Genomic DNA, 20,795 nt, shown 5'->3' on the forward strand with positions numbered 1-20,795 from the left:
TAACGAGGCGCACCGATATTTTCCAATCCATAATAAATCATCCATTGATACCTTTGAGAGCATCATGATCGAGCTCCGTCACTTGAACTATTTCCGCACGCTCGCCGAAACACTGCACTTTGGTCGCGCAGCAGAACGCCTGCATATTTCGCAGCCGCCACTGTCGCGGCAAATTGCCATGTTGGAGGAGGAACTCGGGGTAAAGCTCTTTGATCGATCGAGTCGACGGGTAGAGCTGACGGAGGCGGGCCAGCGCTTTTACCTGGATACCGCTACGGTGCTGGCTGCGTTCGAACAGGCCAAGCGCAACGCCCTGGCTGCGGCGCGGGGCGCTGCGGGGGAGCTGTCAGTGGGCTTCATGATGTCAACGGCCTACAGCGTTACCCCGGCGATTACCCGGCGCTACGCGGCGCAGTTTCCCCAGGTCAGCCTCAAACTCACCGAGACCTTGCCCCTGGACCTGGCCGAGGACATCAGCAGCGGCAACAAAGACGTTGCCATCATGTACCGCCCCCAGGACTGCTCCGGGCTCGAATCCGTGACCCTCTACCGGGAAGAAATGACCGTGGTGCTGCCGCCGGGTCATCGACTCCTCGAACAGGCCATCATCGACCCGAGCGAGCTTGCCGGGGAGACCTTCATCATCGTGCCTCGGCGGATTGCCCCGGCGCTGCACGACATGATCTACAGCTACTGCCTGCAGCACGGTGTTACCCCGAACATCGGACTGGAAATCAATATGCAGCAAACCATCGTCAACCTGGTGGGTGAAGGCCTGGGGATTGCGATCGTGCCGCGCTCGATGCGCAACATGCGCCTGACCACCACCACCTTCAAACCGTTGCGCGCTGCACCGGTGATTGAAGTGGTGGCGGTGTGGAAGGCCGACAATCACAACCCCTGCATCGAGACCTTCATCGAGAGCGCCCGACAATCCTGTGCGCTGGTGTCTTGTGAAGAGGTGGTGAGTTGAGCCGTGGTTGCTGACGGGCGCGCGCCTCGACCGGTCGCAACCCCCCCGTACACGGATCTGAAGTGACAGCTGTCTCCCTGAGTGTCTCCCGCCTGCGCTCAGGCGACAGTTGCCCCGGCAACCCTGATTCCCCTGCACCCCTTGCTGCATAAGGCCTGCGCCAACTTGGCCGGGCTTTGGCACCGCTCTTGCTATCGACCTTGCAAACACAATTAATGCAAGGAACACCTTATGCGATCGCCTGTTATTACTGGCTGGTATCACTCGCCATTCGGCAAGTTCGACCAACTCGACCCTGAACTCATGATGGCCGAGGCCGCGTTGGGCGCGCTGGCTCACGCTGATATCGCGCCGGAGCAGATCGACTCCGTTCACGTCGGCCATTTCAACGCAGGCTTTCTCTATCAGGATTTTCCATCTGCGCTGCTGGCCAATCACATTCCGCAATTGCGCTTCACGCCTTCAGTTCGCGTGGAAAACGCCTGCTCTACCGGCTCCGCTGCCATCCACTCGGCGCTGCAGGCCGTGCTCAGCGGCCAGAGCAAGCACGCCCTGGTGGTGGGCTTCGAAAAGATGAATACGTTGCCCACCGCCGAGGTCGGCAAGATCCTGCTCAAGTGCTGTTACGCCAAGGAAGAAGCCAACATTGAGGGCGGCTTTGCAGGCGTGTTCGGCAACATTGCACAGAGTTACTTCGACCGTTACGGCGACCAGTCCGATGCGCTGGCGATGATTGCCGCGAAGAATCATGCCAACGGTGTACTGAACCCGTACGCTCACATGCGCCGGGATTTCGGCTATGACTTCTGCCGTCATCCCTCCGAGAAAAACCCGTTTGTGGTCGGGCCACTGAAACGTACCGACTGCTCTCTGATCACCGATGGCTCGGCCGCGCTGGTGATCAGCCGCGAGGATCTGGTGGGCGGTCGCGGTCAAGCCGTGCGCTTCCGTTCTGCGGTGCAAGTCAACGACTACATGCCGCTGTCCAGGCGAGACCCGACGTTCTTCGAAGGGGCCGCCCGCGCCTGGCAGCAGGCCCTGCAAACAGCAGGTCTGAGCCTGGACGACCTGTCGCTGGTCGAGACCCACGACTGCTTCACGGTCGCTGAATTGATGGAATACGAAGCCATGGGCCTGGCCGAGCGCGGCCAGGGCGCGCGTGTCATCGCCGAAGGCATCAGCCGCAAGGACGGGCGCCTGCCGATCAACCCGTCTGGCGGCCTCAAGTCCAAGGGCCACCCGATCGGCGCCACCGGGGTGTCGATGCACGTCATGGCCGCCATGCAGCTCACGGGCCAGGCGGGGGACATGCAACTGCCCACGGCCGATCGCGCCGGGGTGTTCAACATGGGGGGCGCGGCGGTGACCAACTACGTGAGCATCCTGGAGACCGTGCAATGAAAGGTATCGACAACGTCATGAACCTGGGGGAAATACTCAACCAGATCGCACGTCGCTATCCCGATGCGCCCGGCTTTATCCGGGGTGGACGTGAATACACCTGGAAAGAAATTTCCATGCGGGTCGATAGCGTCGCCGCCGCGTTGCGCGACCGCGGTATCGGTAAGGGCGACAAACTGCTGGTGCATTCGCGCAATAACTTGCCGCTGTTCGAAAGTGCCTGGGTCGCGTTTCGTCTGGGCGCTGTGTGGGTCCCGACCAATGTGCGGATCACCCCGGTGGAGGCGGCTTACCTGGGCAGCTCCAGCGGCGCGGTGGCCATGCTTTACGACGAAGGTCTCGAACATTACGTCGACGCTGTGCGCGAAGCGTCGCCCAGCCTGCAGACGGTCATTGCCATCGGTCAGCCCCGCAGCGGTGAGCTGGGTTACGAGCAGTTGCTGGATGAGGGCCGCGCTTCGTATGCGGCTTTCCGTGCGGCCGAAGTGAGGTACCACGACCCGCTGTGGTTCTTCTACACCTCAGGCACCACCGGCCACCCCAAGGCCGGGGTGCTGACCCACGGCCAGATGGCTTTTGTCATTACCAACCACATCGCCGACCTGATGCCCGGCCTGAACCAGCACTCGCGTTCGCTGGTGCTCGCTCCGCTCTCCCACGGCGCCGGTATCCATGCGCTGGTCAATGTCGCCCGAGGGGCTGCCTGCGTCCTGCCGGCCAGCGACAAGCTCGATTGCGATGAGGCCTGGCGCCTGGTGCAGGAGTACCGCGTGGACAACCTGTTCACCGTGCCGACCATCGTCAAAATGCTCACCGAAAGCGATGCCGTCGACCGCTACGACCACAGCAGCCTGCAACACCTGATCTACGCGGGCGCGCCGATGTACCGCGCGGATCAACGCCATGCCCTGAACAAACTGGGCAAGGTCCTGGTGCAGTATTACGGCCTGGGCGAAGTGACCGGCAACATCACCGTGCTGCCTGCCGATCGCCATGAAAGTGAAGACTCGCCAGACGCCAAGGTCGGCAGCTGCGGCTACCCTCGAACCGGCATGCAAGTGGCGATTCTTGACGAAGCGGGCAACGAACTGGACACGGGCATAGACGGTGAAATCTGCGTGCGCGGGCCCGCGGTGTTCAGCGGTTACTACAACAACCCGAAGGCCAACGAAAGCTGTTTCAAGTTCGGCTGGTTCCACACGGGTGACCTCGGTCATCTGGATGAACAGGGCTACCTGTTCATCACGGGGCGCGCTTCGGACATGTACATTTCCGGCGGGTCGAACGTGTATCCACGGGAGATCGAAGAAGCCCTGCTCAGCCATCCCGCGGTAACCGAGGCTGCGGTGCTGGGCATGCCCGACGCCAAGTGGGGTGAGTCCGGTTACGCCGTCATTGTCACCACTGCCGAGGTTACGGACGAACAACTGCTTGCCTACCTGGAGCCACGCATTGCGCGCTACAAATGGCCCAAGCGCTTTGTGCGCTGGGCCGAAATGCCCAAGTCCGGCTACGGCAAAATCGTCAAGAAGCAGATCCGTGCGCTGCTCGAAGAACGGCAGGAGGTCGCCTGATGAATGCTCATTTTGCCGAGCGCAGCGGCGTGCGCACGTTCATCCACGCAGGCCCGTCCCTGGCCCCGCGACTGCTTGACCTGGAAGTGCCCGGCAGCGAAGAGATACGCATCGTCCTGCCGCTGGGCAGTAATGTCGGCGCCAGCCTGCTCAAGGTGCTTGAAGGTCGACGCTTCGCCAGTGCCGTGGGTCGCATTGTGTGTGGCGGCGCCGCGCACCTGAGCTATCACCGCATGATCGTCACCGACAAGCCGGAGCGGCCCTATGACTACGGTCAGCCGGTGGTTCTTGAAGGCCATATCACCTTTATCAGCGGCGCCATCACCGTCGGGCGCGATGTCCGGGGGGCTCCATTGCTGCACGGCCATGCCGGGTTTCTGGACAGCAATGGCGAGCAGCACGGCGGGCATCTGGTACTGGACAAACTCATCGTGGGCAGCGAGCCCATGACGATCAGTCTTTGCCTGTTCAATCAGGTGGCCTATCAGGTGCAGCCTGACGCTGAAACCCACTTCAACCTGCTTCACCCCGTTCTCCAGGAGGTGTCATGAACGTCGCTGCAGTCCAGGAATCACAAGTTCAGGGCGGCCGACTGGGCCGTCTGGTCATCGCACGCCTCAAGCCCAATGAAGACATCATCGACAGTGCCGAAGCCCTGTGCAAAGAGCACGGAATCCATCTGGCCGTGGTGCGCGGCGGTCTGGGCAGCCTGATTGATGGTCAGCTCAGCTACCAGGGCCGCGAAGGCATGATCAAGATCCCTGTCGAAGGTCCGGGGGTGGAAATCCTCAGCATCAGCGGCGAAATTCTCAGCGGTGAAAGTCGTCTGCAGGCGGTGCTTGCCGATGCGGACGGCAAGCTCTACGCCGGTCGCCTGGAGCGCGGCAAAAACCTCACGTTCATCACGGTCGAGTTGACGCTGCAGGAGTGGCTGCCCGACTGAACCCTCGCAACCCATAACAAGAAAATCGAAACCGCACACACAGGGTTGTCCCGCAGCCCTGTGTTCGCGGCCTTTCGTTCGTATTGCCACGCCCATCAGGAAAACAATAATGAAAAAAACTCCTTTCGTTCGACTGTCCATGCTCGCCACTACGGGGATTGTCCTGTCGCCCTTGGCGTATGCGGACTTCGTCAAGGACAGCAAGGCCACCCTGGGTTTTCGCAACTACTACTTCAACAATGATTACCGTTATCGCGCCGGTCCCGCCGGGCAAAGCAAGACGGCGGAATGGGCTCAGGGGTTCTTCCTCGATTACAAATCCGGCTTCACCGAAGGCACCGTCGGTTTTGGACTGGACGTGCTCGGTTTGCAGGGTGTGCGCCTGGATGGCGGCAAAGGCAATCACCGCGGCAGCTCGATGATCCCTGATGACAGCGATGGCGGTGCGGTGGATGACTGGAGTCGCCTGGGGCTGACCGGGAAGATGCGCTTTTCCCAGACTGAAGCCCGTTACGGAACGCTGCAGCCCAAGTTGCCGATCCTGGTGGCCAACGATGGTCGAGTGCTGCCGCAAACCTTCGAAGGCGGCATGATTACTTCCAAAGAAGTGGACAACCTGACTCTGGTTGGCGGTCGCCTGGAACACGCCACCGGTCGCGGATCAAGCAACCGCTCGGGGTTCGCGGTTGCTGGCGGCACGCAGCAGAGCAATGAGTTCCTGTTTGCCGGTGCCGACTACAAGCTGACCAAGGACCTCACGCTGCAATACTACACATCCCGGCTGGAAGACTATTACGTGCAGCATTTTGGCGGGCTGGTGCATGTGCTGCCGTTGGGCGAGGGGCAGTCGCTGACGACTGATCTGCGTTACTTCAAGACTGACGCCGACGGTCGCAACGACTCGGCCTCGGGTCGCGCAGCCGGTTATCGGGTCAGTGGCCTGGGTGATACCGCTGGCAAAATCGACAACGACACCTGGAGTGCGATGTTTACCTATGCCCTTGGGGGCAACTCTTTCCTGCTCGGATACCAGAGTGTGTCCGACAGCGGCAACTTCGTGCAGCTTAACCAGGGCAATACCAACGAGGGGGCAGCAGGCAGCAGCATTTACCTGTTCACCGATCGCCTGATCACCAGCTTCACCCGGGCAGGTGAGCGTACGGCATTCGGGCAGTACGGCTACAACTTCGCCGGGCTGGGCATGCCGGGGCTGGTGGCGTCCGTGACCTACCTCAAAGGCACTAATATCCGCATGGCGAGCGGTGGCACCGAGAAAGAGTGGGAGCGCGATCTGGCCCTGGATTACGTGGTGCAGACAGGGACCTTCAAGGGCGTCGGGTTCAGCTGGCGTAACGGAACGATGCGCAGTGGCGTGCCCAGCGAATATGCCCAGGATCAGAATCGGGTATCTATCAACTATACCCTGGCGTTGTTCTAGTCCAGAGGGGCTCGGCTGCCAGAGCAATGCTGCTCAAGTGTGGGAGCGGGCTTGCTCGCGATGGTCTCCAGAGCGCCACATTTACTCAGTAAATACGCGTCATCGTTAACGACCATCGCGAGCAAGCCCGCTCCCACAGAGGCAAAAAATCGCTTAAGTGAACAACATTGTCGGCTGCCAGAGCCCCTTGTTGTTTACCCATCGTTGAAATTTGATCAGATGAGGACAGGTGTCACTTGTTGCGCTGGCCAGCGAGACAGTTGAGGGAGACACCTGTCACATCACCCGTCCTACCCTGAGTGCTGTAAGAAATTGAAACACTAGTGAGTAGGATATTTTTCCTAGTGAAAACAGCCAGTTGAATACAAACCTGGTTCCCCTCCACCAGGGCTGCGTCTTTCGTGGCACCTGAATTGCTATAGCTTGCGTATCCAGTGCCTATTTCACGGTCATTGATCCATAAAAATAATAAAGTCAGGAGAACCAAATGAGCGACTTTACTCGCCGCAATTTTCTCAAAACGGCCTCCCTTGCGTCCGCTGCCGTCGCGACCGCAGGGCTTGGCCTTTACAGCGGCAAGAGTGAGGCCGCCGAGTTCAAGCTTAAATTTGCCAACAACCTGCCTATCACCCATTCGATGAATGTGCGGGCACGGGAAATGGCCAAAGCGGTACGCGAAGAAACCAACGGTGCGGTACAGATCCAGGTATTCCCCAGCAGCCAGTTGGGCAGCGACACCGACACCCTGGCGCAGGTGCGCTCTGGCGCCGTCGACATGTTCGCCCTGTCGCCGGTGATTCTCGGCACCCTGGTGCCGTCGGTGCAGATCAGCGCGGTGGGGTTCGCCTTCAAGGATTACGATCAAGTCTGGAGCGCGATGGACGGCGAGCTGGGTGCCCACGTTCGATCTGAAATTGCCAAGACCGATACCCTGTTCGCCTTCGACAAGATCTGGGACAACGGTTTTCGGGTAACCACCACCAGTACCCGGCCGATCGTGACCCCTGACGACCTGAAGGCCATGAAACTGCGCGTGCCGCCCAGCCCGATCATCATGTCGATCTTCCGCGCATTTGAGGCCGCCCCCACCAGCATCAACTTTTCGGAAGTGTATTCGGCGCTGCAGACCCGCATTGTCGAAGGCCAGGAAAACCCCCTGACCCTGGTCTCGTCGGCCAAACTCTACGAAGTGCAAAAATACTGCTCGCTGACCAACCACGTATGGGATGGCTTCTGGATGCTGGGCAACAATGCCTCGTTCAGCCGCCTGCCTGCGGATTTGCAAGCCATTGTCAGCAAGCACATCAACACTGCCGTCATGTCCCAGCGCAATGACCTCGCCAAGCTTCAAGGCACCATCCGCGAGACTTTGAAACAGCAGGGCCTGGAGTTGGTCGAGTCGCCGCCGGAGCCGTTCCGTGAGCGCCTGCAGTCCGCCAACTACTACGCCGACTGGCACGAAAAGTTCGGCGACGCTGCCTGGGCAATCCTCGAAAAATACTCCGGGAAACTCGCATGATGGGCGCGTCGGTGGCAGTGGCCCCCACTACTTCCATGCGCCTGCCGGCCCGGGCGCTCGTGTTTCTCAATACCTGGTCCATTCATGTGGTCGGAGCGATCACCGTTGCTCTGCTGGTGATCGAGACCTGCGTGTTGCTGGCGGGTGTGATTTCCCGCTACGTGATGCACAACCCGTTGATCTGGGCGGACGAACTGGCCTCTTCGCTGTTCATCTGGCTGGCCATGTTCGGCTCGGTGCTGGCCCTGGACCGCGGCGAACACATGCGCATGTCCGCCCTGGTGAACAAGCTTCCGGTGGCCTGGCGCGGATTCTGTGAAACGCTTTCGGCGCTGGTGGTGTGCCTGTTCGTGCTGGTGATCATCGGGCCAGCCATGGAGCACTCCCATGAGCAGATGTCGATCACGACTCCGGCCCTGGGCATCCCAGACGGCTTGCGGGCTGCGGCGTTGCCGGTCGGCGCGATCCTGATGCTGCTGGCTGCGGTGTCGCGCATGGCGCGGTATTCCACGATGCGCCAGTTCATGGCCGGGGTCGGCGTGGTGGCGGTCGTTGCCGCTGCTTTGTGGCTCAGCCAGCCGCTGCTGGTGGGGATGGGTAACTACAACCTGATCATCTTCTTCCTGGTGCTGCTGGGCGCCTGCGTGTTTGGTGGCATCCCGATCGCCTTCGCCTTCGGTACTGCAACCATCGCCTATCTGGCGCTGGTCACCCACGCGCCGTTGTCGATCGTGGTCGGGCGCATGGACGAAGGCATGTCGCACATGGTGCTGCTGGCGGTGCCGCTGTTCGTCATGCTGGGGGTGGTGCTGCAGCTTTCGGGCATGGCCAAGACGTTGATCGATTTCATGGCCTCACTGCTGGGGCATGTGCGGGGCGGGTTGCAGTATGTGTTGCTGGGGGCGATGTTTCTGGTGTCGGGGATTTCCGGCTCCAAGGTTGCCGACATGGCAGCGGTGGCTCCGGCGCTGTTTCCTGAAATGAAGAAGCGTGGCTCCGAACCTGAAGAACTGGCGGCGTTGCTGGCAGCCACCGGAGCCATGACCGAGACGATCCCGCCGAGCCTGGTGTTGATCACCATCGGGGCAGTCTGCAGTGTGTCCATTACGGCCTTGTTCATCGGCGGCCTGATGCCGGCGGTGGTTGCCACCGTGGTCATCGCGCTGGTGTGCTGGTGGCGTTCACGCAAGGAGGCCATGCCCACCGTCAAGCGCGCACCGCTGTCGGTCATCGCCCGTACGTTCATGATCGCCTTGCCTGCTCTGGCGCTGCCATTGCTGATTCGAGTGGCCGTGCTGGAAGGCGCGGCCACCGCCACCGAAGTCTCAACCATCGGTGTGGCTTATGTGGTGATGGTCGGACTGGTGATGCACCTGTTCATGCGCCACATCGAGTTCAGAAGGGTGTACCCGATGATGCTCGAGGCAGGGGCATTGTCCGGCTCGATTTTGCTGATCATCGGTATGGCATCTGCAATGGCCTGGGCACTCACGCAGTCCGGGTTCTCGGCCGCGCTGGTGGACCTGATCAGCGAGATTCCGGGGGGTACGATTGGCTTCATGGTCGTGACCATTCTTGTGTTCGTGATTCTGGGCAGCGTCCTGGAGGGGATCCCGGCGATCGTGCTGTTCGGTCCGCTGATGTTCCCGTTGGCGGAAATGCTCGGGATCCACCCGGTGCACTACGCCATGGTGGTGATCCTGGCCATGGGTATCGGTCTGTTCGCACCGCCCCTGGGCGTCGGTTTCTACGCTGCCTGCGCCATCAGCAAAGTGTCCTCGGACCATGTTATCCGCCGCGTCTGGGGTTACCTCGGCGCACTGATCGTGGCGTTGATCATCGTTGCCTGTTTCCCGTGGATCTCCATCGGTTTCCTTTAAGAGAGCATTTGTCATGAGCCAATTAGCGAACAGAAAAATCACGCCTGTTGCAGCGCTGGGTCGTGTGGCCCTGGTCACGGGAGCGGCGATGGGGATTGGTGCTGCCATTGCCGAACGGCTGGGGCACGACGGGCATACCGTGGTGGTTGCCGATATCAACCTGGCTGCGGCCGAAGAAATGGTTGCCGGTCTCAAGGCTCAAGGCATTGAAGCGCTGGCGCTGGCCATCGATGTGGGCGACGCGCAGTCTATTGCTGCGGCATTCGAGGAGCTGCACCAGCGCTTCGGTCGTTGCGATGTCCTGGTCAACAACGCCGGGATCGCCAAGACCCAGGCCTTCCTAGAGTGTGACCTGGCTGACTGGCAGCGGGTATTGAACATCAACCTCACCGGCTCCCTGTTGTGCGGCCAGCATGCGGCCCGCCTGATGGAGTCCAACGGCTGGGGGCGGATCATCAATGTCGCGTCCATCAGTGGAATGCGGGCGAGCATGGGTCGTACGGCTTACGGCACCTCCAAGGCGGCGATCATCGGCCTGACCCGGCAGATGGCCGTGGAGCTGGCCGACTTGGGTATCACCGTCAACGGCATCGCGCCTGGCCCGGTGGACACACCGTTGACCCAGAGGCTGCACTCGGCCAAAACCCGGGACTCCTACGCTCGGTCAGTGCCGATGCGTCGATACGGAACGCCTGCGGAAATGGCAGGGGCGGTTGCGTTTCTGGCGTCCGACGATTCTTCGTATATCAGCGGTCACGTGATTCCGGTGGACGGCGGCTACATGGCGTCGGGCATTCTGGAAATCTAAGGGACCGTGGCGCGTCCACTCATTCGGTGGACGCCGCACCTGCTTGTCAAACGCGTCGCTCCCTGAGCACTGCGCCTGCCTGATCGCGCCTGAATTTTCGGAAATACCCATGAACGCCATTGTTACGCCTTTGAATCAAGCTGCCATCCCCGACCTGATTGCCCACCTTAAAACCATCGTTGGTCCCAGCCATGTGCTGACGCAAGCCAGCGACACGGTGCGTTTTCGCCAGGGCTTTCGTTTTGGTCAGGGCAACGCCGTCGCTGTGGTATGCCCGGGTTCGTTGCTTGAGCAATGGCAGGTGGTCAAAGCCTGTGTCGGCGCCGACCTGATCGTCATCATGCAGGCGGCCAATACCGGCTTGACCGGCGGCTCGACCCCAGATGGCGTATACGATCGCAAGGTCGTGATCATCAATACCCTGCGCATGCGCAAGGTCCAGGTGATCGAGGAGGGGCGGCAGGTGATCTGTTTTCCCGGCTCAACCCTTGATCAGCTGGAAGCAGTGCTCAAGCCCCTGGGCCGCGAACCGCACTCGGTAATCGGTTCGTCGTGCATTGGGGCCTCGGTCTTCGGTGGCGTCTGCAACAACTCCGGGGGCTCGTTGATACGCCGCGGCCCGGCCTATACCGAGATGTCGCTGTATGCCCAACTCGATGCACAGGGCCAGTTGCATCTGGTCAACCACCTGGGGGTCAATCTGGGAGATACCCCCGAGCAGATCCTGAGCAGCCTGGATGCCGGTCGGTACAGCGAGGCGGATATCAAGGCCGACGCCGGGCGTGGGTCCGATCATGGCTATGCGGACCATGTGCGTGATATCGACGCGTCCACACCCGCCCGGTTCAATGCCGACAAACAGCGCCTGCACGAGGCCAGCGGCAGCGCGGGCAAGTTGGCGGTGTTCGCGGTGCGCCTGGACACCTTTGCCGCCGAATGCGATACCGCGGTCTTATACATTGGCACCAACGACTCCGCAGACCTGACCGACATCCGTCGGCACATGCTCGAACATTTTCCCGAGCTGCCCATCGCCGGTGAATACATGCACCGCGATGCCTATGACGTGGCGGCTGAGTACGGGAAGGACACCTTCCTGATGATCCATCACCTGGGCACCCGGCGCCTGCCGAAAATGTTTGCCCTCAAAAGCCGGGTGGACAACTTTCTCGGGCGGTTCAGCGGGTTGCGACCGCACTTATCAGACCGCGTCCTGCAAGGCATCGCACGTTGCTTTCCCGATCACCTTCCCAAGCGCATGGCCAACTTTCGTCAGCGGTATGAGCATTACTTGATGCTCAAGGTCTCGGCGGCTTCCCTTGAACCGGCCGAGGCTTACCTGAGTCAGTTGTTCGAGGGGCGCGAGGGTGATTATTTTCGCTGCACTGCAGAGGAGGGCAGCAAGGCGTTCCTGCATCGGTTCGCGGCAGCCGGTGCGGCGATTCGGTATCGGGCGATCCATGACAAAACGGTTGAAGATATCGTGGCGCTGGACATCGCCCTGGCGCGCAACGACCGCGACTGGTTCGAGACGCTACCGGCATCCATTGAGCAGCAACTGGTACTGAAGTTGTACTACGGGCATTTCTTCTGTCACGTCTTCCATCAGGATTACATCGTGCGCAAGGGCAGCGATTGCCTGGCGGTGGAGCATGCGATGTGGGCGCTTCTGGACGAGCGTGGTGCCGAATACCCGGCAGAGCACAATGTCGGCCATCTCTATCCTGCGAAAGCCGATCTGAAGGCGTTCTACAAGCAGCTGGATCCGTGCAATGCCTTCAATCCGGGCGTGGGAAAGACCTCGAAGTGTCGACATTGGCAGGGGGAGGGCTGAGCGGGGCGGGCAAAAATGCGGTGAGGCGATCAGCATCATGGCACTTTTTTTTAGCGATGAACTTCCCCCTCATCCTTGCTACTTCCCACTTCATTTTCGGAACAGGTCAAATGCTGTTGTAGGCAAAAAAGTGCTTTTAATGTATGAGGGGGGAGCTTTAAATCGGTCTACTGTTCTATCACCTCAACTTCGTTGCTATGCCGTAGTGAACTAAAGGCTGGAAGAGTTAAACCTGAGTACCTTGGACCGATGGGTTTTTAGCTGGTCGCAGGTTTCCTTTGCGGCGAAGCTACAGTCGTGTGTGCTTAGCATCGAATAGATCGAATGTGAACTGACGGTCAGCTGCCTATCCATCGAACCCATCGCGACGTGCGCTCCATGCTGGGGCGTGTCGATGCTAAATGCTGGGGTAAATGGATGTGTTCAACAGCCTGTATAGAGTGCCGCATTTATTGGTAGAAGGACTTTAATCGAGCTTGATTAGGCGGCTACTATATTCTCGCGGGACAAAATAAATAATTCATTGATCAAGTAGGCGCTATTTACTTTCTATGTTGAGCATGCAGCAGTTGATCTTCATGTTGTGCGTGTAAAAACTGTGTCTGATAGAAAATTCTTACTTTATCATTGTCCCAGATGCCACCACGGTATGAACCCGGAGCAATATTTTTGAATGCGTGCGAAAAGTCATCTGGCAGAGGCCGGCTAAAGGGGTGCGAAAGCCACATGCGCAATAGAAGCCTTTCGTTTTTCTGATCTTGGTACGCTTCCCGCGAATGCAAAGTGGTATGACTATTCAAAAAAAGTATATCGCCTTTACTAAGCGTGAGATTGAAGCCAACGTCTGTACATTTAGCATGCTGGTCAATGGCGTCAAGAAGCTCAATCATTGGTCCATTTAGCGGGTAGTCTTTTTTGACATTGTCGTTTTCTATAAAGCAACGAATATAATGCGCCACAAATTTGGAAGTGCTTGAGGCAGAGTGAAATATTTTTGAGAGATAAAAAGCTTTCTCGCGCTCAGTAGTCTCTCCGTGCCGACTAAAGGGGAAGTAGCTGTCGATGATATTGTGTTTTGATGTCGGTATGTTTTCTTTGATCTTGTCATATAGCTTTACTGAATTGACTATTCTGGTAGTGCCACCATTGCCTGCCTGTGCAAAACAAAGCAGGACATTTAAATCACACCTGTCGGTATGAAGAGGTATTGATGCTCTGGATCTGTAGCCCCTGCTCGTAGATAATATATTGCTCGACGGCTTAAAGGTGATCTCCTCTAAGAAGTTGGGGTTTGGGGTTTGCGAGACTGGCCATCCGATATGCCGGCAGACATTGATGAGCACAGACTTTGCGCGATTAAGATTATGCCCGCTGTATGAGTTTTTTAAAACAACACATCCACTGCCTGTCTCAAGTTCGCTTACGATTTTTTCGGCTATGTCCATCATGGGCGCACTTAGTTTACTGGCCTTAAAAAAGCTGGCGAAGTAGGCGTCCTCATTAAACTCTTGGTAGTCTTCATTGTAGATAGGCGGGCAAATTATCGTTTTCACTGTTTTATTTCCTAGTTAGGCTATTAATCACCCAATACTCATCTCTTTGATCATGGTGAGGTTTTTACGAGTAAGGCTGACTATTCGGCCACTTGAAAGTATAAAGGCAGGCTCGAACGGATGTATAAAGCACGAATAGACTTTGATGCTGTCATCGTCTATAAGGGGGGTGTAATATATTTCTCCTTTTGCTTGGGTCACCTTGTTAGTGAGTTGGTCTAGGTGCTGCGAGATATTCAGTTCGCCAATGCTCTCGCAATTGTCAGTGTAGTCGCGCTCTACGATATCAAAAAAGTCTCCGCGAATATCTGTAATGTTGAAGAATTTCATCACGTCATCTTTATTCATGTCTCCATATTCTTTCTCGTACCATGCCTCCATGATTGCTTGCCTTCCTTCCTCAGCGCTGTTCAATATTGAGTGTGGATGTGTTCGGCGCTGCATCATTTCCGTCAATGCTCTTTCAAGCGCATATTTATTATGGAGAGACGCTCCTCCAGAGAATGTTCTAAAAGCGGGTTCAGGGTGGTCAAGGAAAGCAAGGTAAGTCGGAACTTTCCAGCGCTTCGAGGTGATGTCGACAATATGCAGCTTGCTTCCATGAAGCTCCTTGCTGCAAGAGAAATACAGTGCTTTTAAGTCATCAGGAAGGCTTGAAGGGCGAATGCGTGTGTAGTTGTTATGTTTGTTGAACGCGACAAAGTTAATTATAAATTCGCCGAGTGTATAGCGCTCAATAATTTCGGAGATACTATGAATGAGGCACTCATTAGCGCTTGTTCCTGCTGAAATTCCATTGGTGGTACTGTATTTCATTAAAGATGAGTAATCAAATGTATCACCCTGTCTCTGTTCTTTTGTAAAAGCACGGTGTTTGGGGTATCCCTCTTCTGCTTCGATAAAGGACGGATTGATCAGGGCAAGTGGCAGATAAACTTCATCGTGATCGCCCAGTCTTCTATACGCCGTGCACATGACATCCCCAGCGTCATCAGAAAGCAAGGAGTACGGAATATCCTCATACCATTCAGGTTTCAGTAAGGCTGTCGAGGTTACTAATTTTATTTGTTCTTTTATAAAATCATAGTGCAGGGCACTATGTTCTATGGCTTCAAATATCGCGGAGACCATTGACTGCATGGCATTAATGCCCTTTCCGCCACCGGTACTGATTTCTTCCCCGTCCTTGCGCAGCGTACAGATATAAGACTCGGGAGCTTCGCCATACGCCTCAAATTGGAGCGTGATATTCTTGTTGCCTAAGTATTTTTGTGCGAGATGCAATGCTTCATCCAGCCCTATGGTTCTTTCAAATGGCAATGTGTTTTTCATATTTGACCTTTGTGTTGAGCGCCCCCTCCTCTCTATTTAAAGGGGGGGCAGTATTTATATATTTTCGGAGAGGGCGCTATTTGATTTTTAGGGGGTGTATTTTTTTATAGATCTCCACTCCGATATTTCGGACTATTTGCTTTTCGGTTGCGGACATGTGTTTTTTATGTCGGGCGGACTGCATTACGGCGATGACATATATGTCATTTGGACATCCCATTACATTCTCCTTTTTTTGAAACAATACGTTTGGGTTTTTAATAAAAATTTGCTGTGTAAATTGTTAAGGTGTTGGGTGTGCTGTCGTAACCTTCCCAATGTTGTAGGCACGAATAGGGTTCGTGCACCCTCCTTTTATGTTTCTTCAGGGTTGATAGTTTTTTGCACATCCTCCCTAGGTGTCCGCCTCGGAGTGAGAGGGACTGATAAGTAAAAGCTAACCGATGGTATTTGATGATTTCCGATCTGATGTAGCCCGGCTACATGCTTGCCACGCCGGTGCTTTTGATTTGTTTTTAATATCGTGAACTGCCTCATAAAGAGTGCCTTTATATGACGGTCGTTTGCTCTTATTGATTCATCGAAGGTTGCATTTCACCTGGAATATTGAGCGGGCTAATGCTATTGGCTCAGTTGCTTCCAATGGCGAGACTCTGACATCGGGCGGATTTTTTTCTGAGCGATGAAATCGTTTTGATGTGGCTCGTGAGATCGATTGGCGACGGGGCTGCTTGTTAGCGAAAGACTTGAGGTCAGCTTCTTGGTTACATCTAGACATTTGGTCGACTCCAAGATCCTACGATTAAGTCGGAAGATTATGTTCTCTTAGTCGCAGGTTTCACTGTTCGGTTCCACTGTTTCGTACAAGTAGCGGTAATAAAGTATTAGGCGAGTACGTTACGTTTTCTTAGATGCTTTTTTTGCGGAAATATGTTCCCCCCCCCCCTGCACGCAGGGGCGCAATTCAATGAAATGCGTTGCCTTTAATTGCCGCAGGTCATGATGGTCAAACGGGCGAGAACTCCAGAGAGTCTTTCATGCCTGGTAGCTTCTGTATAAAGGGAGGGCGACATGCCCCCTGAAACGCTAGCGCCACATAGGGTTTTTGAGGGAGAGGGCTTTAAAAAAGGCATTAAAAAGCCGGCTTGTGGCCGGCTTCTCGGGGGCGGGTTTGGCTTATTTTTGGTAAGCCGTACTCGCCTTCAATCGGGACATCCAGCGCGTTGCGACTGGGTGTGGGGCGTGACGGCTTTTTGCGGTCTGGCCCTGCATTCCGGCTCGCCTGAAGCGAGGAGGGATGCGCAAGTGCGGCGAATCATACTGGGATTCAGGTGCTTTTCCCACTAAAAGCCCGCCTCAATGTTATTCCTCCAGCGTGTATGGCACTTGGGGGCGGCGGCGGTTGAGCGTGGACCACCAAAATACCCAGCCCAATATGCGTATCTGCTGCGCCTGAACTTCGCCGGCGCTGAACACTTCGTCCGCAGATTCCAGAGGGTTGTGGCTGCGCAAGCGCAGGCCATTGTTGGGCAGGCGGTAGACGTATTTGATTCGCAGCATGCCGTCCTGTTCGAGGGCATATAGTTCGCCGTCGACGATGTGGGTCAGGCTGCGGTCGATGGCGACAGTGGAGCCGTCCTGGATCTTGTGCGCCATGTGGTTGCCGATCATGGCAACACACAGGGCGTGGTCGGGGCTGACGTCCATGGCCTCCAGAACCGAGCAGCTCAATCGCACGGTACAGCCAGGAATGTGCATCACTCGGGTTCTGCCCGAGCCATCCGGGTGCAGGGCTTCGCTGTAGAAAGGCACTTCAACTTCAAGACTGGCAGCAGGCTTGTGCTGCTCCGGCGCCTGGAAGGGCGCCATTTCGTCGTGGCTGTCGGCAAGCCCCGGATGCTTGTTTCCTTCGCCGGTACGCAACCAGCGGCTGTGGACGCACAGCAGCTCGGCGATTTCGTCCAGCCGAGCCATCGGGATGCCTCGCTTGAACCAGTTGTTGACGTGCTGCGGCGTAACGCGGCGATTGGCTGCGAAGTCCGAAGCGGTTAAATGGCACTCCCGCAGGAGGGCTTTCAGGCGATCACCGGATGTATTCATGAACACAGAGTCTACGGGCAAGACTCGGCTGTTTAAATAAACTAAACGTTCAAAAAAGCGCTATAAAAACAAGAAATTTCCGAGTCTTTCGGCGAAATTTCCTACAAGTCTTGGCTGGGCATTTTAAATCCCGTAAACGGGTTGTTGCATTGCGTTTATACGGGCATAAAAAAACCCCGGCGAGCCGAGGTTTTTTTAACGGGTTGCTTAGCCTTTGTAGGCAGCAACCGATTTGGTGATTTCGGCACGGGCGGCTTCAGCATCGCCCCAACCTTCGATCTTCACCCATTTGCCTTTTTCGAGATCTTTGTAGTTCTCGAAGAAGTGCTGGATTTGCTGAATCAGCAGAGGTGGCAGGTCGGTGTACTCTTTCACGTCAACGTACAGCTGGGACAGCTTGTCGTGAGGTACTGCAACAACTTTGGCATCGCCGCCGCCGTCGTCAGTCATGTGCAGGATGCCAACCGGGCGAGCACGGATAACCGAACCTGGAGCTACCGGGTAAGGGGTAACAACCAGCACGTCCAGCGGATCACCGTCGTCGGCCAGGGTGTTCGGGATAAAGCCGTAGTTGGCCGGGTAGAACATCGGGGTAGCCATGAAGCGGTCAACGAACAGGCAATCGCTGTCTTTGTCGATTTCATATTTGATCGGCGCGTGGTTAGCCGGAATCTCGATAGCGACGTAGATGTCATTCGGCAGGTCTTTGCCAGCCGGAATCTTGCTGTAGCTCATTGGGCGGTGCCCCCGTTAGTAGGCCAGTTTGGTTGGCCGATTTGGCCAAAAAGTGGCGGCGATTATAGGCGTATTCCTATAAGGACGTCACCCTTGGGCGATCAGTGCTGTGCGCGGTATTCGGGGTGTTCGCTTTGCAGCTGTTTGAGGCGTGCAAGCGTGTCCTGGCGATAAAACAGGCTCAGTTGTTGATAGACCAGCGGGTAAGCATGGTTCAACAGGTCTGGCGCGCTGAAAAAGTATTCGCTGGTGACCGCAAAGAACTCCGCCGGGTTTTCGGCTGCATACGGGTCGATCGGTGCGTGATCGGGGTTGTGGTGATCAAGATAGTGATTGAGGTGGTCGTAGGCCTGTTGCATGGCCTTGGTCCAGTCGCTGACGTGCATGCTGCTGTGCAATGGCGGCATGCCATTTGCGGCGCCGTTGAGCATGTCCAGTTTGTGGGCCAGTTCGTGGATGACCAGGTTGTAACCTTCCCAGCCGCCGCTCGACAGAACCCCGGGCCAGGCCAGAACCACCGGGCCATGTTCCCAGGCTTCACCGCTGTGATGGCCTTCCCATTCATGCTCTACGCCGCTGGAGTCACGATGGCGCTGGGGGCTGATGAAGTCGTCGGGGTACAGCACGATTTCGTGAAACCCCTGATACCAGTCCAGGTCGCCCAAGTTGAGCAGGGGCAATTGAGCCTGAGCGGCCAGCAGCAGCCGGCCTTCTTCAGTCAGTTCAACACCGGGCATCGGCGTCAGGTGCTTGTCTTTCAGAAACAGCACGCTGTTGTCGCGCAGCCATTTGTCCTGCTCGTCATCCAGGCCGTCGAGAATGCTCAACCGCTGGCGCACGCTGTGCCAGACATCGGATGCCACCGGGTGCTGCGCCAGAATCCGCTGGCGCCGCCATTCAGTTAGAGACCACATGGTAGGCGAGTCCCGATCAGGCTTTGGCTTTTGCCGGAGTGCGGCCCATGCGGCTGCGGATCACGCCGATAATCATCGGTACCAGCGACAGCAAGATGATGCCTACTACCAGCAGGGACAGGTTTTTCTTGATGAAAGGTACGTTGCCGAAGAAGTAACCCAGGGTCACGAGGCCGCCGACCCACAAGATGGTGCCAAACACGCTGAACATGAAGAAGCGCGGGTAGAACATCCGTGCCACACCGGCAACAAACGGGGCGAAGGTACGGAAAATCGGCAGGAAGCGCGCCATCGTCACGGTTTTACCGCCATGACGTTCGTAGAAGTCGTGGGTTTTTTCCAGGTAGTCGCGACGGAAGATTTTCGAGTCCGGGTTACTGAACAAGCGTTCCCCTGCCGTTCGTCCGATCACGTAGTTGGTGCTGTCGCCCAGGATCGCAGCCAGCATCAGCAAGCCCCCGAGCAATACAGGGTCCATGCCGCCGCCTGCAGCTACAGCGCCTGCGATAAAGAGCAGCGAATCACCCGGCAGGAACGGCATGACCACCAGGCCGGTTTCGCAAAAAATCACCAGAAACAGGATGGCGTAGATCCATGGCCCGTAATTGTTCACCAGCATGTCGAGGTACACATCGAGGTGCAGGATAATGTCGATCGGGTTGAAATCCATGTAAAGCACCTGTGTTGATGACCCGGCTCTGCAGGTCTGTGCGGGTAGGGAGGCGTAGTTAACTACAACGAATGTAGTTTTTTCGTACTTTTTTAAAGAATTGGATTATACGGATTGAGATGAATTCTGCAGATTGAGTTTGTAGCGAGGCGTGTATTGATGTTCAAAACCCTGTAGTCGCTGCCGAGGAACGAAGGCTGCGAGCTGTTGTGGGCCTATGCATTCAAGGCTCGCAGCCTTCGTTCCTCGGCAGCGACTACACAGCCAAGCACAGCCAAGCACAGCCAGGCACAGCCAGGCAGAGCGAGTTTCAATCGCCCTTTAGCAGGAAATTTTCGCTGGGGGCGTCCACGTCCAGGGTCTGTACCTGTGCCTCATCCTTCAAGTTGACCCCCGACAATTGCCGACGGCAGGCTTCGCGCATCAAGTAGGCCAGCCGATGAGCGGCCATGCCATAGCTCAAGCCTTCGAGCCGTACATTGGATATGCAGTTGCGATACGCATCGGTCAGGCCGATCTTGGGCCCGTAGGTGAAGTACAGCCCCAGGCTGTCGGGTGAGCTCAGACCGGGGCGTTCGCCGATCAGCATCACCACCATTCGTGCCCCCAGCAGTTCGCCAATTTCGTCGGCCACGGCCACACGGCCTTGCTCCACCAATATGACGGGGGACAGTGACCAGCCTTCGGTCGCCGTGTGCTCTTCCATGCGCGCCAAAAACGGCAGGGTGTGGCGATGAACGGCCAGTGCCGACAAACCATCGGCGACCACCACTGCCACATCGATCCCCCCCGGGTTGGCCTGGGCGTAGTCGCGCAATTGCTGTGCGGAACCGTCGTTAAGCTTGCGCCCCAGGTCCGGTCGCTGCAGGTAGCTGTGGCGGTCAATGGCGGCGCTGTGCAGCAACAGGCTTTCGCGCCCGCGCTCGCTCAACTGCGCGCTCAAGCCCGGGTGATCAAACGGCAAATGCACCGCATCGCGGGCCTGGGCGTGAGCAAACTGAAAATCGAGCTGGGCCTGGGTCGGCATGCTGGTACCGGTGCGGCCCAGGGCAATCCGCGCCGGGGTCAGTCGGCGCAGTTCCAGCCACGGGTTTGGGCTGTCGGTCGGGGTGTTGGCCATG

General features: G+C 57.0%; 17 protein-coding genes. 10 read left to right on the forward strand and 7 right to left on the reverse strand.

All coding sequences use genetic code 11. The features are described 5' to 3' along the window. Positions 1–64: 64 nt before the first annotated feature. From AACY07_RS17305 to dld, 10 genes are all read left to right on the forward strand, one after another. Positions 65–973, forward strand: a complete 909-nt coding sequence (locus tag AACY07_RS17305; RefSeq protein ID WP_133077052.1) for a LysR family transcriptional regulator — start codon at positions 65–67, stop codon at positions 971–973. Between the two features lie 231 nt (positions 974–1,204). Then, positions 1,205–2,374, forward strand: coding sequence for a thiolase domain-containing protein (locus tag AACY07_RS17310; protein WP_133077051.1), 1,170 nt, complete (start codon positions 1,205–1,207; stop codon positions 2,372–2,374). Then, positions 2,371–3,948, forward strand: a complete 1,578-nt coding sequence (locus AACY07_RS17315) for an acyl-CoA synthetase (RefSeq protein WP_339476349.1) — start codon at positions 2,371–2,373, stop codon at positions 3,946–3,948. Before AACY07_RS17310 ends, AACY07_RS17315 begins: the two co-directional genes overlap by 4 nt. After that, a complete protein-coding gene (locus AACY07_RS17320; protein WP_339476352.1) occupies positions 3,948–4,499 on the forward strand; it encodes a hypothetical protein in 552 nt (183 codons plus the stop codon). Before AACY07_RS17315 ends, AACY07_RS17320 begins: the two co-directional genes overlap by 1 nt. After that, positions 4,496–4,891, forward strand: a complete 396-nt coding sequence (locus tag AACY07_RS17325) for a PPC domain-containing DNA-binding protein (protein ID WP_339476355.1) — start codon at positions 4,496–4,498, stop codon at positions 4,889–4,891. Before AACY07_RS17320 ends, AACY07_RS17325 begins: the two co-directional genes overlap by 4 nt. Before the next feature lie 109 nt (positions 4,892–5,000). Next, complete coding sequence (locus tag AACY07_RS17330; protein WP_339476358.1) at positions 5,001–6,329, forward strand: OprD family porin; 1,329 nt, start codon at positions 5,001–5,003, stop codon at positions 6,327–6,329. A 487-nt stretch (positions 6,330–6,816) separates the two neighbouring features. Continuing rightward, positions 6,817–7,848: a TRAP transporter substrate-binding protein gene (locus tag AACY07_RS17335; RefSeq protein WP_133077046.1), complete on the forward strand. Its 1,032-nt coding sequence runs from the start codon at positions 6,817–6,819 to the stop codon at positions 7,846–7,848. Further along, complete coding sequence (locus AACY07_RS17340; RefSeq protein ID WP_133077045.1) at positions 7,845–9,728, forward strand: TRAP transporter large permease; 1,884 nt, start codon at positions 7,845–7,847, stop codon at positions 9,726–9,728. Before AACY07_RS17335 ends, AACY07_RS17340 begins: the two co-directional genes overlap by 4 nt. A 13-nt stretch (positions 9,729–9,741) precedes the next feature. Continuing rightward, complete coding sequence (locus AACY07_RS17345; RefSeq protein WP_133077044.1) at positions 9,742–10,536, forward strand: SDR family NAD(P)-dependent oxidoreductase; 795 nt, start codon at positions 9,742–9,744, stop codon at positions 10,534–10,536. Positions 10,537–10,645: 109 nt separating this feature from the next. Next, positions 10,646–12,370, forward strand: coding sequence for a D-lactate dehydrogenase (gene dld, locus AACY07_RS17350; protein ID WP_339476362.1), 1,725 nt, complete (start codon positions 10,646–10,648; stop codon positions 12,368–12,370). 542 nt (positions 12,371–12,912) lie between these two features. Here the strand turns inward: dld and AACY07_RS17355 are convergent. The 7 genes from AACY07_RS17355 to eutC form a co-directional block, all read right to left on the reverse strand. After that, positions 12,913–13,923 (reverse strand): TauD/TfdA family dioxygenase, encoded by a 1,011-nt coding sequence (locus AACY07_RS17355; protein ID WP_339476365.1) that lies wholly within the window; start codon positions 13,921–13,923, stop codon positions 12,913–12,915. 27 nt (positions 13,924–13,950) lie between these two features. Then, positions 13,951–15,255, reverse strand: coding sequence for a YcaO-like family protein (locus tag AACY07_RS17360; RefSeq protein WP_339476368.1), 1,305 nt, complete (start codon positions 15,253–15,255; stop codon positions 13,951–13,953). A gap of 1,362 nt (positions 15,256–16,617) precedes the next feature. Next, the gene (locus AACY07_RS17365) at positions 16,618–17,355 is read right to left on the reverse strand and encodes a LexA family transcriptional regulator (protein ID WP_339476371.1); all 738 of its coding nucleotides are present in this window, start codon (positions 17,353–17,355) and stop codon (positions 16,618–16,620) included. 207 nt (positions 17,356–17,562) lie between these two features. Next, on the reverse strand, positions 17,563–18,090 hold the full coding sequence (gene ppa / locus AACY07_RS17370) for an inorganic diphosphatase (protein ID WP_016779241.1): 528 nt from the start codon (positions 18,088–18,090) through the stop codon (positions 17,563–17,565). A gap of 101 nt (positions 18,091–18,191) precedes the next feature. Next, on the reverse strand, positions 18,192–19,004 hold the full coding sequence (locus AACY07_RS17375; RefSeq protein WP_133077041.1) for a M90 family metallopeptidase: 813 nt from the start codon (positions 19,002–19,004) through the stop codon (positions 18,192–18,194). A 16-nt stretch (positions 19,005–19,020) separates the two neighbouring features. Continuing rightward, a complete protein-coding gene (locus tag AACY07_RS17380) occupies positions 19,021–19,674 on the reverse strand; it encodes a DedA family protein (RefSeq protein ID WP_133077040.1) in 654 nt (217 codons plus the stop codon). A gap of 310 nt (positions 19,675–19,984) precedes the next feature. After that, positions 19,985–20,794, reverse strand: a complete 810-nt coding sequence (eutC, locus tag AACY07_RS17385; protein ID WP_339476375.1) for an ethanolamine ammonia-lyase subunit EutC — start codon at positions 20,792–20,794, stop codon at positions 19,985–19,987. Position 20,795: the final 1 nt, after the last annotated feature.

The organism is Pseudomonas sp. RL_5y_Pfl2_69 (assembly GCF_963970465.1).
Taxonomy (GTDB): domain Bacteria; phylum Pseudomonadota; class Gammaproteobacteria; order Pseudomonadales; family Pseudomonadaceae; genus Aquipseudomonas.

Coding starts and splice junctions, on each gene's coding strand:
- AACY07_RS17325 (WP_339476355.1), top strand. CDS start 4,496: ATGAACGTCGCTGCAGTCCAGGAATCACAAGTTCAGGGCGGCCGACTG.
- eutC (WP_339476375.1), bottom strand. CDS start 20,794: ATGGCCAACACCCCGACCGACAGCCCAAACCCGTGGCTGGAACTGCGC.
- AACY07_RS17375 (WP_133077041.1), bottom strand. CDS start 19,004: ATGTGGTCTCTAACTGAATGGCGGCGCCAGCGGATTCTGGCGCAGCAC.
- AACY07_RS17340 (WP_133077045.1), top strand. CDS start 7,845: ATGATGGGCGCGTCGGTGGCAGTGGCCCCCACTACTTCCATGCGCCTG.
- dld (WP_339476362.1), top strand. CDS start 10,646: ATGAACGCCATTGTTACGCCTTTGAATCAAGCTGCCATCCCCGACCTG.
- AACY07_RS17345 (WP_133077044.1), top strand. CDS start 9,742: ATGAGCCAATTAGCGAACAGAAAAATCACGCCTGTTGCAGCGCTGGGT.
- AACY07_RS17335 (WP_133077046.1), top strand. CDS start 6,817: ATGAGCGACTTTACTCGCCGCAATTTTCTCAAAACGGCCTCCCTTGCG.
- AACY07_RS17330 (WP_339476358.1), top strand. CDS start 5,001: ATGAAAAAAACTCCTTTCGTTCGACTGTCCATGCTCGCCACTACGGGG.
- AACY07_RS17380 (WP_133077040.1), bottom strand. CDS start 19,674: ATGGATTTCAACCCGATCGACATTATCCTGCACCTCGATGTGTACCTC.
- AACY07_RS17310 (WP_133077051.1), top strand. CDS start 1,205: ATGCGATCGCCTGTTATTACTGGCTGGTATCACTCGCCATTCGGCAAG.
- ppa (WP_016779241.1), bottom strand. CDS start 18,090: ATGAGCTACAGCAAGATTCCGGCTGGCAAAGACCTGCCGAATGACATC.
- AACY07_RS17320 (WP_339476352.1), top strand. CDS start 3,948: ATGAATGCTCATTTTGCCGAGCGCAGCGGCGTGCGCACGTTCATCCAC.
- AACY07_RS17305 (WP_133077052.1), top strand. CDS start 65: ATGATCGAGCTCCGTCACTTGAACTATTTCCGCACGCTCGCCGAAACA.
- AACY07_RS17315 (WP_339476349.1), top strand. CDS start 2,371: ATGAAAGGTATCGACAACGTCATGAACCTGGGGGAAATACTCAACCAG.
- AACY07_RS17360 (WP_339476368.1), bottom strand. CDS start 15,255: ATGAAAAACACATTGCCATTTGAAAGAACCATAGGGCTGGATGAAGCA.
- AACY07_RS17365 (WP_339476371.1), bottom strand. CDS start 17,355: ATGAATACATCCGGTGATCGCCTGAAAGCCCTCCTGCGGGAGTGCCAT.